Annotated in this window: 12 protein-coding genes; 8 read left to right on the plus strand and 4 right to left on the minus strand. The window is 62.4% G+C overall.

Annotated elements, in window-relative coordinates; genetic code table 11:
* Positions 1-42: 42 nt before the first annotated feature.
* The 4 genes from G3480_RS22645 to G3480_RS22660 form a co-directional block, all read right to left on the minus strand.
* A complete protein-coding gene (locus tag G3480_RS22645; RefSeq protein WP_164656343.1) occupies positions 43-420 on the minus strand; it encodes a hypothetical protein in 378 nt (125 codons plus the stop codon).
* A 263-nt stretch (positions 421-683) separates the two neighbouring features.
* Positions 684-947: a hypothetical protein gene (locus G3480_RS22650; RefSeq protein ID WP_164656344.1), complete on the minus strand. Its 264-nt coding sequence runs from the start codon at positions 945-947 to the stop codon at positions 684-686.
* Between the two features lie 50 nt (positions 948-997).
* Entirely contained in the window at positions 998-1,258 is a 261-nt protein-coding gene (locus tag G3480_RS22655) for a hypothetical protein (protein ID WP_164656346.1), read from the minus strand.
* A gap of 441 nt (positions 1,259-1,699) precedes the next feature.
* Positions 1,700-2,884 carry a PcfJ domain-containing protein gene (locus G3480_RS22660; RefSeq protein WP_164656348.1) on the minus strand — a complete coding sequence of 395 codons (1,185 nt, stop codon included), beginning with the start codon at positions 2,882-2,884 and terminating at the stop codon, positions 1,700-1,702.
* 246 nt (positions 2,885-3,130) lie between these two features.
* On the opposite strand from G3480_RS22660, the gene G3480_RS22665 reads away from it, so the two are divergent.
* From G3480_RS22665 to G3480_RS22700, 8 genes are all read left to right on the plus strand, one after another.
* Positions 3,131-5,101, plus strand: coding sequence for a tetratricopeptide repeat protein (locus tag G3480_RS22665; RefSeq protein ID WP_164656350.1), 1,971 nt, complete (start codon positions 3,131-3,133; stop codon positions 5,099-5,101).
* Between the two features lie 79 nt (positions 5,102-5,180).
* On the plus strand, positions 5,181-5,438 hold the full coding sequence (locus G3480_RS22670; protein WP_164656352.1) for a LexA family protein: 258 nt from the start codon (positions 5,181-5,183) through the stop codon (positions 5,436-5,438).
* Between the two features lie 151 nt (positions 5,439-5,589).
* A complete protein-coding gene (locus tag G3480_RS22675; protein ID WP_164656354.1) occupies positions 5,590-5,907 on the plus strand; it encodes a hypothetical protein in 318 nt (105 codons plus the stop codon).
* Between the two features lie 63 nt (positions 5,908-5,970).
* Positions 5,971-7,491, plus strand: coding sequence for a TonB-dependent receptor (locus G3480_RS22680; RefSeq protein ID WP_164656356.1), 1,521 nt, complete (start codon positions 5,971-5,973; stop codon positions 7,489-7,491).
* A 13-nt stretch (positions 7,492-7,504) separates the two neighbouring features.
* Positions 7,505-8,395: a metal ABC transporter substrate-binding protein gene (locus tag G3480_RS22685; protein WP_164656357.1), complete on the plus strand. Its 891-nt coding sequence runs from the start codon at positions 7,505-7,507 to the stop codon at positions 8,393-8,395.
* A complete protein-coding gene (locus G3480_RS22690; RefSeq protein WP_164656359.1) occupies positions 8,392-8,988 on the plus strand; it encodes an ABC transporter ATP-binding protein in 597 nt (198 codons plus the stop codon). Before G3480_RS22685 ends, G3480_RS22690 begins: the two co-directional genes overlap by 4 nt.
* Positions 8,981-9,799, plus strand: coding sequence for a metal ABC transporter permease (locus tag G3480_RS22695; RefSeq protein ID WP_164656361.1), 819 nt, complete (start codon positions 8,981-8,983; stop codon positions 9,797-9,799). The genes G3480_RS22690 and G3480_RS22695 overlap by 8 nt, the downstream gene beginning before the upstream one ends.
* 488 nt (positions 9,800-10,287) lie before the next feature.
* A partial coding sequence (locus G3480_RS22700) for an IS1634 family transposase (protein WP_164656363.1) occupies positions 10,288-11,153 on the plus strand: 866 nt, incomplete at its 3' end.

Below are 11,153 nucleotides of genomic sequence, written 5' to 3' on the forward strand. Positions count from 1 at the left end.
TGAGGCGCAGAAGTGCGACTCTTTTGATTCTAAGTCTCTGTTTTATTGGGTGCCATGACTTATTGAGAAGTTATGGGGTGCGCTCTTAAAATATTGATTTAAAATGAAAATACCGCTAGCCTGACGGCTATGCCCTAGCCCCCCCTTTGCGAAAGGGGGGAAGTTGTTGATGGACACTTTCTTAGCATGCAGTAGCTCTCTTAGCAGCTCCTTACGGTGCAAACTGCGGTCTGCCTCACCGCTGGCATAGCGCCCGAACAGGGGATCACCCAGAGTGTACGGCGAGACTTCGTCCGCGCCGCGCGCCAACTTCTCCTGAATGGCCGCGCGAACGAAGGCGGACAAAGGGATCTTTTCGGTCTCCAATCGGCGGCGCAGCGCGGTTTCCGTCTCGGGATCGAGTCGAATCGAAATCGTCATGACACGGCACTCTCTATGACAGTCTTGTATGACGTCAGTCTAGTGCTTGACGCAGTCCCGAGATCAACCCGTCTCGGCGCGCTTTTTGGATTTCGGGTTTAGGCGTTGGGCGTTCAGGGTCCGAGAGCATTCAGGCAGCAGCTGCTTGGCGGGCTGGCCGCTCGGCCGTGGTGGGAGCGGCGCCTCGCCGCGACGAGGCGCGCTAGCCGTCGCGCCGAGGCGGTGCTCCCAGGATGCGTCAGGAGGGTGTTTCAAACAGCCGCTTAGAACAGGGAGACCTGGCCGCTGATGCCGTTCTGCGTCTGGCTCGTGCTGCTGATGTTGAAGCCGCCGGTGGCGCCGCTCTGGTCGATGGCGACCGCTTGGCTCTGCACGAGTTCGTGCGTGCCGAGATCGAGCGTCGGTGAGTTGAAGTAGCCGAAGAAGGAAGCCAAGTCATTTCCGGCAACGGCAAGGCCGCCACGCACGCCGCTCATGGCGGTCTTATCGAGGGTCCGGTCAGCAGTCAGATCGGTGATGGTCAACATGGTGTCTCTCCGAGTTTGGTGTGTGCTTGCAGGGTCTGGGAAGGGGTGGCTCAGATCGCGACCTGGCCGGCAATGCCGTTCTGGGTCTGGTCGGAGATCACTAGGTTCAGTCCGCCGATGTTGGAGGACTGGTCGACAGCAACGCCTTGGCTCTGCAGCAGGGCGTGCGTGCCCAGGTCGATCTCGGGGGCGTTGACGATCGCGGTGCCAAAGAAGGCGTCGAAGTCGCTCAGGGCGAAACCGCCGCGGACGTTGCTCATGGTTGCTGCGTCGAGGTCGTGGCGAAGGGGCAGGTCATTGATGCTCAGCATGATGTCTCTCCGAATGCCTGTTGAATGATTCTGAAGTCGTCGCGCGCTTGTTGCGCTTGCTGGAGTTAAAGCAGCTGCTGTGCCAACTTTTCGAGATGCGCCGCGAGGCCGTGTGGGACAAGGTTTTCGCGGATGCGCTGCAGGGGGCAGCGGCCGAAAGAGGATCGCTCTGTTTGTGAAAGGCAAACAGAAGTCAGAAAAGTGTTCGGATAGGACTGGGCTAAGCCTTGGGCGCGATTATCCCCGTGCCCTGTGATCAGGGCTGTGGATAAGCTGTGCGCGACGACGCCAAGCTGTGATCAGCCTTCAGAAAGCGATCCTCTGATCGCGATTTGACCACCGGGCTGCGCAATTGGTTGAGGCGGATGACGCCTGGCTCCCGGAGTCCTTGGCGCCGCCTCCAGACCCACCAACTCAAATTTTGAAACGGGAGCCTTGGATTCAGGAATCCGGAGCGGCATGCCCGTCTTCTCGCAGCCATTGATGAACCACTGCTCTGGATGCGTCATCGGGCGCTTGGTTGTGCGCCAGTTTGAATTGACCAATGACCGGTTTCGAGCCTGTTAGGCGGATTTCGATGGTCGCTCGCTGCGGCTGCAGCAGGCGATAGAGATAAGACTCTCCTCTCCGGACTCGCGCCGCATAGCTGGCGACGCAGTGGTTCATCAGCACGCCTTCCGCGCGCAAATCTTCCTCGGTGAGGATTGGATGAATCACCGCGTTGCCTGGAATGGGGGGTGCGGGAAAGAGGTTTCGGCCGGCGGTGATTAAATGACTGCGGCGGTTGAGGCGATTCATCCAGCGGTCATGCAGACGCTGGACCGCCTCGAAGGAGGTGCAGTGCGCCAGCGCTTGAGGTGCATCGCTAATGTTGAGCAAGGTGCCGAGATTGAGGGTGTCGCGCCACAGTGGGAAGGCATGACGGATTTGGGTGACACCGTCGAGCACGTGTGTGGCCTTGAGATCGGCGATTTCCCGGAGCAGCTGAGTGCCCGCAAGCTCCGGATAGCGGCGCAGGACTTCCAGCAGATGGATGGGAATACGCTGAAAGTGAGTCATGGACTGCCAAGCGTTCGATTCGCGCAGAAAACGCTTGAGCGTGTGAAGCTCGGTCAGATCACCTTGGCATAAGGCGACGCGATTGAGGAACTTCACCATGGCCTCCGAACGCCTGCCGGTCAAGTAGAGCAGGGTATCGGCGCGACGTCGTGACAACATGCCTGCAATGGCCTTGTCGGACCACTGCTTTCGTATCGCCTTGTCCAGGAGCAACCACAGCAGCGTCGGGGCTTGCTCGAGTAGCTCAGCGCCGGAGCGGGTGCGCGCTGACCATTGCAACATGCTCGTCTGCAGGTATCGGTACCGCCGAGCACTTGTTTTCGGCCTTGCGGGGATGCGCTCGACGAAGCCTTGCAATGCCGTCCCCTCAGGGTTCGACGCTGCCGCCTGAAGCAACGGTAGGCCGGGGTCGAGCCTTTCCTCTGCCCAATCCTTGGCTGTCCAGAGCGACACACGCATGCCTTGTTCCCAAGGCGCATAGCGCAGCCTCACGGGCAGGGGCGCAGGCAACTGGAGAATGAGGTGGCCAGCGGAGGTAAACTCCATCGTCGTCGCGTCGAGGTGCATCGAAGCGATCAGAGGCTGGTTGACGTCATCATGGGCGGGTTAGCTGATTATCTGCCAATCGAAGGCTGCGGATGCAGTTCTGATACTGGTGGTGCGCATCATGCCGCGTGATGGCAAACTGATGTCTGTGAATGATGAGGCGCGCATGCCGACCCTGCTGATAGCGGCCGAGGGCGTGCCGGCTGGCTTCAAGGGTTGCTGCGGCCAAGCTGTAGGCAACGTTCCTGTTTCGACCTGGAATTTCGCGTGTCCAAGAAATCCACTAAGACCAAGCCCACCAAGAACAAGCCGACCAAACCGCAACCTGAAGCCGCCCAGATCAAGGCGATCGAGCGTCTGCTCGAGGCACAGGAAGACGCCAAGGCAGTTCAACGGCTCAAGCCGCTGATCCAGCGGTTTCCGGATCATGGCGGATTGAGGCGGCTGTTGGTCGCGGCATTGGAAGGCAGTGAAGGGCCCCGCGCAGCTGGTCTTGCCGCGTTCGAATGGGCCGAGCGTCGACCCAACAGCGCCCAGGCCCAGGAGATGCTGCTCTACTTTGCCATGCAACTGGGGCATATCGTGTTGGCCGATTGCACGGCGCGGCGTTTGCGCGCGCTGGGGATGGTGACGCCGAGCTTTCCAGTACCCTCCGAGGTGCTGGCGGAGCTGCTCGCGCTGCCGGACGGTAGCGTGGCGACAGTGGAGCAAGTCGAAGGATTCGACATCGGAAAACTCTATCTGGACGCGCAGGATTTCGCGGGTGCAGTCGAGCGGCTCGATGGCCTCGACATTTTAACGGCTCGCAACAATCGCTCCATGGCGCTCTTTCATCTGGGGCGGATCGATGAGGCGCTGGATGGGTTCATGGCCGGTTGGGAGGCGGATTCGGACAACCTCTTCGCCCTCGGCTGGGCTGTGCGCTTGCGTCTCTATCGCGGCGACGAAGCTGGGGCGTCGGGGCTGGCCACTCCCTTGGCGGCGACGACCGCCAGGCGTCTGGACGATGCCTTGATCCAGCTCGATGCCCTGCTATTGCTGCGGCAGGATGCAGCCGCCTGGGATGCCTTCACGCACCACAGGGACAATGACTGGTTTGAGGAGAGCGATCCCTACCCACGTGCAATTTTGCACCATTTTGCGGCTTGCGCCGCCAGCCGGCTGGGCCGAGCGGCGGACGCGCGGGGCCTGTGGCGCACGGCGCTGAAGCTTGCGCCCGAATTCAGGCTCGCACTTGATAATCTCAGCAGTCTGGAAAAGGGCGGACAGGCGTCTGAGTATCCATCGGTCTTTGATTTCTCGCGGGCGCTTCCGCTCACTTGTATCAATGCGCTGAGGGCGGCGAACGAAGAGGCGGTCGACGCGCTCAAGACGCTGACCGTCTCCAATACCTTTCTGGAGGCGCTTTATCTCGGCGCGGAGGAGGCGCTGCGCAGTCTGATCGCTCTCATTCTCTCGCAACGTGCCGGCCGCGGTGACCTGGACGCGGTACGTTTGCTGAAGGACTTCGCCCGTCTGCCGATTGGAGACAAGGGTGAGCGCCTTGGGTTCTTGCGTCTGCTCCAGGAGCAGAATCTGATTGCTCCCACGGACATCATCGACTACCGCGACGGAGAACAGCTCCGGCAGATCAATCTATTCAACATTGAGATCGAACGTGAGCCGGCGGAGACTGACCTGCCCGATGATCTGCATGAACTCCTCGGCGAGTCGATTTCGCGATTTCACGCGGCCGATTATGTCGGCGCGGAAGCCCTGTTGACTCAAATCCTGGCGCGCGTACCCGGGCATGCGGTCGCCACGGGCAATCTGGCGGGGGTCCGTGCCGCCCAGGGGCGGTACGAAGAGGGAAGGCAACTGTTGAAGCAGGTCGTGCACGACCATCCGGATTACCTTTATGCGCGCTGTAATCTGGCCAATCTGGCGATCCTGGACGGCAAGTTGGATGAGGCCGATGAGTTGCTCAAAGGCTTGGCGACGCGTCGACGGATCCACATCTCCGATCTTTTCGCGCTTTACGGGTCCATGGCCCTGCTGAATCGCGCGCGCGGCGAAACGGAGGCTGCCGACTCGCTGATGGCCAGCCTCGAAAAGCTGGTCCAGGACGAGGATGATGCGCGTCGCCTGGAATTTGCCAAGGAATTGCAGAAATCGGTAGGACGTGGAGGGCGTTTCAGGAATCTCCTAGGCGCCTTAGCGCGACCGATTTGGAAAGCGAAAGGCAAGTTGGGCGCATAGCGGCTTTCCCGGTATAGAGGCAATCAAGGCTGTGAACGCATGGCGCGTCCGCAACAGCAACTAAGGCGACGGCATCTGTATGGCAGAACGCTTTACCGAGAAGCAAGGTCAGTATCTGGCCTTTATCTACAACTACTCAGTGATATTCGGCCAGTCGCCAGCCGAGGCCGATCTGCAGCGCTTCTTTGGAACATCGGCCCCGACAGTCCATCAGATGCTCAAGACCCTGACGGCGAAGCAGTTCATCAGTCGTGTGCCGGGGAAGGCGCGCTCAATCGCACTCTTGGTCGACTTGGACGAGATTCCGCGGCTTGTGCGGCCGAGCGGCGGCCGATGAACCCAGCCTCGCCCCTGCGCAGCGCGTACCAGACTGAGGGCAATGCCGGACTGACGATGCAGTCTGATGCGCGGGGGATTTGCGGCGCCTGAATCTTCGCGGATAACATGCGTCCGCTGTTTTACAGACCAATCGAGTGCCATTCGCTTCAATGCGTTCAAAGCCTTTGCGACAGAATCGGACCGATGCGACCTGGGTCGTCTCCCTGGTCTGCGCGATCCTCCTGCTCGCCCAGGTCGCGCTCGAACTGCACCAGATCGATCACTTCGCCCATCCTCACGAGGGCGTCTGCGAGCTGTGCGCCATGGGCGTTGGCAGCGCCCCCATGCCGGCCATGGCGCCGCGCGTGGCGGTTGTACGCCTGCTCGTCAGTATTCGATCGCCTCGGCCTGACCCCCTCATCCGCGATGGCCGAGTCCGCCGTGCCCATTTCGCCCGTGCTCCGCCCAATTACCTCCTGATCGCCTGAATCGATTCGCGCGCTGCCGTTAGACCGGCGGCGTGCTTCCCGTTGCGATGAGGAATCTCTCCCATGCAGAAGACTGCTCTGGCGGCCGCAATGACGGCCGCCTTCCTTGCGCCTGCGACCAGTGTCGCGGCCACTGACCCGGAGATCGCGGAGCTGAAAGCCATGCTCCGCACCATGAAACAGGACTACGAGCAGCGCATCCAGGCTCTGGAGCGTCGCCTCGCCAAGGCTGAGCGCGCGACTTCGGCAGCCCAGGAAAGCGCCCAGCCGATGAATGACGCCGCGTCCAAGCCGATGACCGCGCCGAGCGTTTCGCCGCCCGTCGCGAGCACGCCGAGCCCCACCACCGGAGGATTCGGTGCCTTGACCTCCGGCAGCGCCTTCAATCCACAGATCTCCGTCATCCTCGACGGTAACTACTACCACGACGGCATCGATGGGGCTGGCGCGGCGCTGGTCGGTCAGGCGTTCCAACCCTCAGGCGGTCACGCGCACGCACATGAAGGCGAGATGGACGCCGAGCATAGCCATGGCGCCATGCAGAATGGCTTCAACTTCAGCGAGGCCGAGATCGCCTTCTCCGCCACGGTCGATCCCTATTTCGACGCCGCTGCCTATCTGGCCGTGACCAACGCGGGTGACGTCTACCTCGAAGAGGCCTGGATGCAAACCCGCAATCTTCCCCAAGGGTTGCGGGTCAAGGCGGGCAAGTTCCTGAGCGACTTCGGCTATATCAACAGGCAGCATCCGCACCAATGGGACTTCGTCGATCAGAATCTGCCCTATCTCAATCTGCTGGGTGACCATGGGCTGCAGGACACGGGCATTCAGCTGACCTGGCTGCCGGCGCTGCCGGTCTACACGCTCTTTGGCGTCGAGGCATTGCAGGGCGATCAGGAGCTGTTCGGCACCACACTGGACGAAGTCGAGCAGATCGAGCTGGATCTGGGCGATACCTACGACGGTCCGCGCCTCTGGACGGCCTTCGCCAAGGTCGCACCGGACCTGGGCCAGAACCATGCGCTGCAGGTCGGTGTCTCCTACGCCCACAACAACCAGCATCAGGAGGTCCAGACCCACGCGCATGAGGGCGAGGACGAGGTGCATGAGAACGGCTTCGCGGGCGACGCCAGCCTCTGGGGTGTGGATCTGGTCTACAGGTATTACGGTGCCGGTCCGCAGGGTCAGGGCGACTTCAAGTTCCAAACCGAGTACCTGCGCTCGATCAAGGATCTCGATGTCCGTTCCAGTCCGCACGGGGAACTCATCGGCTCGAATCAGACCTTCACCACCGACGGGCTCTATGCCCAGGCGATCTATGGCGTTGCGCCCAAGTGGGCGCTTGGTCTGCGCTATGACGTGCTCGGCCTGACCAATGAGGTCAGCGGTGATCGCGATGAGAGTTACGGCTCATCCGACCGCTGGACGGTCGATCTGACCTGGAGTCTGTCGGAGTTCTCGCAACTGCGCGCCCAATACGCCCGCAACGACATCCTGGTCGCCGAGAACGAGCGCGAGCACTTCGACGCCTTCTACCTGCAATTCATCGTGAGTCTGGGCAGCCATGGTGCTCACAGCTTCTGATCGGAGAGTCAAGATGTTAAAGCGACTGTTACTGACCTTCATCGGCCTGGTCTGCCTCGGCAATGCCTGGGCCGCACCGCTCGAAGTCGTCGCCACCAGCTCGAGCATGGGCGCTCTGGTCCGTGCCGTGGCGGGCGAGCGCGCAACGCTGAGTGTTCTCGCCGGACCCGACCGCGATCTCCATCAGCTCCAGGTCAAGCCGAGCATGATTCGCGCCTTGCGCACCGCCGACCTGGTGGTAGCGATCGGCGCCGAGCTGGAGATCGGCTGGCTGCCGCCGGCCATTGCCAGCGCGGCCAATCCCGCCATCCAGCCGGGTCGCGAGGGCTATTTCGAGGCTGCGGCCCAGGTGCCGCTCCTAGATGCCGGCGGTGCGGCCGACCGTGCGCTCGGCGACGTGCATCCGATCGGCAATCCGCACGTCGATCTGGATCCTGTCAGGATGGTGACCATTGCCCGCGCGCTCGCCGAGCGTCTGGCGCGTCTCGATGCCAGCGGGGCGGAGTCTTATCGACGGGCCGCCGAGACCTTCGCGAGCGCGGTCGAACAACGCCTCCCGCAGTGGCAAGCGCGGCTCAAGAACGCCCCTGGCGTCGTGCTCTATCACCGCGATGCCATCTATCTGCTGGACCGCTTCGGAGTCCCGCTGCTCGGCACCATCGAGGCCGTCCCCGGCGTGCCGCCGAGCGGGCGTTATCTGAGCGAGCTAGCTGCCAAGCTCAAGGGAACGGCTGGCGTCATCATCTTTGCGCCCTACCAGGCGTCCAAAGCCCCGACGAAGCTCGCGCGCGACCTGGGCTGGCGCGCGGAGCGTCTGAGCCTGGAGCCACCGCTCAAGGCGGATGGAAACGGCTACTTGGCGCATTTGGATCTTTGGGTCGACGCGATCGCGCCCAGGCCATGAGTGGAGTCGATGGCGGTGTTCTGCTCCGCCTCGACGGCCTGACCGCCGGCTATCGTCAGCCGGTGGTCGGGCCGCTCTCCCTCGCGCTCCGGCGCGGCGAACGACTCGGGGTTTGGGGGCCGAACGGGACCGGCAAGTCGACCTTGCTCAAGGCCATTGGCCATGCGGCCCAGGTGTTCGCCGGCCGCGTCGAGCGGGCACCCGGTCTGCGGGTCGCCTATCTGGACCAGCAGCCGGTGCGTCTCCCGGCCATGCCCATCACCGGGCGTGAGCTGCTGCGCGCCGCAGGCGCGACGACAAGGGGGGCGCCAGAGGCGCTCGAAGCGATCCTGCGAAGGCGCATCGATCGTCTCAGCGGCGGTCAGTATCAGTTGCTCTGGATCTGGTCCGCGCTCGCCACGGACGCCGACCTGGTGTTGCTCGACGAGCCGACCAACAATCTGGATCCCGGCCGCCGCGACAGGCTGATCGAGATATTGACGACACGGCATTCGGACCAGGCGCTGATTCTGGTCAGTCATGACCGAGACTTTCTCCAACGGACCTGCTCGCATCTGCTCGATCTGGAAAACGGGGAGGTGAAGCATGCTTGACCCTTGGCTCGCGTCGCTGAGCGACCCGCTGTTTCGACTGCCGCTGCTGGTCGGGCTCTTGTTGGCCGCGCTTCTGCCCGTGATTGGGGCCTTGCTGATGCTGCGGGACGAATGGCTTGCCGCGCTCGGACTCGCGCATGTCGCGGCGGCCAGTGCACTGCTGGGCAACGCATTGGGGCTGCCCACGCTGATCGGCGGCACGGCGGGCGCGCTCGCGGGCGGTGCCCTCAAAACGCGCTTCGAGGCCCGCGGCAATGTCGCTTATGCCTTCATGATCCTCGTCGGCTGGTCCGCAACCCTCCTGATCGGCGCCAACACTGAGCTTGGGGAACGGCTCGCGCACGCCTTGGTCGAAGGGCAGCTCTATTTCGCCGGTGTGTCGGAGCTGATCGCGGCCCTGGCACTGATCGGCGCGGCCCTTTGGATTTTGCCGCGCATCCTGCCGCAGCTCCTGCGCAGCCGCTTCTTCCCGCGCTTCGAGCAAGCCAACGCCTTGCCGGCCTGGCGCTGGCATCTCCGCATGGACCTGCTGGCCGCGGCCAGCCTGGCAATCGGCACTCTCAGCGTCGGCCTCATGGGTGCCTTCGCGCTGGTCCTGATTCCGGCCTGGGTGACCTTCCAGATCGCACCAAGCTGGCGCTGGACGCTGATCGGCTCAGGACTGGTCGGCGTCACCAGCTATCTGGCTGCATTCGCCCTGGCCTTGCAGTTGGATCAACCCTTCGGGCCAATGATGGTGGCCGTGCTCGTTGGCATCGCTGCGATCATGACGCTCCTCAGATCCTGGCCTGGCTCGCCGAGCGCTTCCTAGCACTGAGGTGCCACCTGCAGTTTCCCGCAAGACCATCGGGTGCTGGCGTGCCGATGCTTGCCGTCTCGCTTGGCCGAGGGACGACGCATCGCACGAATGACGCTGAAGAAGGTTCAAGAATAGCCAAAGTCGAGTACATCAGCGCCAATACCTCGCTTGTTTGGAGGCTCTCGCAAGATCAGCGTGGACGCTTCGGAGATCTTGAGTCGCTTCGAGGCGATGCCGCTACCCTCCAACGGACCGCGACATGGGCTGATGTCCGACTGCTAAGGAAGTGTCCATCCGACATTCCGCACGCCATAACGTGTAATAACGAATTTTTTGTTGCTGATTTTCAGTGGAGGTGTCGTCATCTCGCACACGAAAAACGAACAAAACGCCTGTCATCGTGGCTGAGCACCGTTATTCCACAGCCATCACCCCAGCGGCAGCTGCTCCCTCACGTTCTGTATCATCGCGTTTTTTGCCAACGCTGAGGGGAAGCACAGATGGCCGTCCATATCGAAACCGGCTCCATGGCCAGTCCACGCCATTACAGCAGCCAGGTCCTCAATCACCTGGGACTGGTGGCCGGAATGTACGACGAGCTGGGTCTGGGGGAGTTGATCGACCAGGTGCTGGTGCAGGATGAAGACAGCCGCAACGTCTCCCTCGGGCAGGCGGTTAAGGCGATGGTGCTCAACGGCTTGGGCTTTACGCAGCGCGCCCTGTACCTCACCCCGTTGTTCTTCAAGGACAAGCCCGTAGAGCGCCTGCTTGGTCCGGGGATCACCACGGAGCATCTCAACGACGATGTGCTCGGGCGCGCGCTGGATTGGATCTACGCCGATGACCCGACCCGACTGTATGCGCAGCTCGCCGCGCGGGCGGTGCAGCGCTTGGGCTTGGCGTGTCGTTTCGGGCACCTCGACGCGAGCAGTTTCCATGCCGATGGGCAGTACAACAGCGCTCTCGAGGAGGAACCGGCGGGCGTGATTCAGATCACTCGGGGCTACAGCCGCGATCACCGCCCCGAGTTGAATCAGGTGGTACTGCAATTGCTCTGCGAGCGCCAAGCCGGGATTCCCCTGCTGATGGAGGCCTTGAGCGGCAACAGCAGTGACAAAACCGCCTTCCGCGAGACCGTCAGCACCTACATGGAGCAGTTGCAAGGCGCTGTCGGGCTAGAGATCCTCATCGCCGACAGCGCGCTCTACACCCGCGAGACGCTCCAGGAGCTGAGCGCCCAGGCGTGGATCTCGCGCGTGCCCGAAACGCTCACGCTCGCCCGTGAACTCATCCATGCGGTGGCCCCAGCGTTGATGGATGATCCCACGCAAGCGGCGTGGCGTACCCTGGGCACGAGCTATGGCGA

This window comes from Thiorhodococcus mannitoliphagus, from assembly GCF_010915725.1.
GTDB lineage: Bacteria > Pseudomonadota > Gammaproteobacteria > Chromatiales > Chromatiaceae > Thiorhodococcus > Thiorhodococcus mannitoliphagus.

Bases quoted from the DNA above. Each gene is read 5' to 3' on its own strand.
- G3480_RS22645 (WP_164656343.1), bottom strand. From the start codon at position 420: ATGACGATTTCGATTCGACTCGATCCCGAGACGGAAACCGCGCTGCGC.
- G3480_RS22650 (WP_164656344.1), bottom strand. From the start codon at position 947: ATGTTGACCATCACCGATCTGACTGCTGACCGGACCCTCGATAAGACC.
- G3480_RS22655 (WP_164656346.1), bottom strand. From the start codon at position 1,258: ATGCTGAGCATCAATGACCTGCCCCTTCGCCACGACCTCGACGCAGCA.
- G3480_RS22660 (WP_164656348.1), bottom strand. From the start codon at position 2,884: ATGCACCTCGACGCGACGACGATGGAGTTTACCTCCGCTGGCCACCTC.
- G3480_RS22670 (WP_164656352.1), top strand. From the start codon at position 5,181: ATGGCAGAACGCTTTACCGAGAAGCAAGGTCAGTATCTGGCCTTTATC.
- G3480_RS22675 (WP_164656354.1), top strand. From the start codon at position 5,590: ATGCGTTCAAAGCCTTTGCGACAGAATCGGACCGATGCGACCTGGGTC.
- G3480_RS22680 (WP_164656356.1), top strand. From the start codon at position 5,971: ATGCAGAAGACTGCTCTGGCGGCCGCAATGACGGCCGCCTTCCTTGCG.
- G3480_RS22685 (WP_164656357.1), top strand. From the start codon at position 7,505: ATGTTAAAGCGACTGTTACTGACCTTCATCGGCCTGGTCTGCCTCGGC.
- G3480_RS22690 (WP_164656359.1), top strand. From the start codon at position 8,392: ATGAGTGGAGTCGATGGCGGTGTTCTGCTCCGCCTCGACGGCCTGACC.
- G3480_RS22695 (WP_164656361.1), top strand. From the start codon at position 8,981: ATGCTTGACCCTTGGCTCGCGTCGCTGAGCGACCCGCTGTTTCGACTG.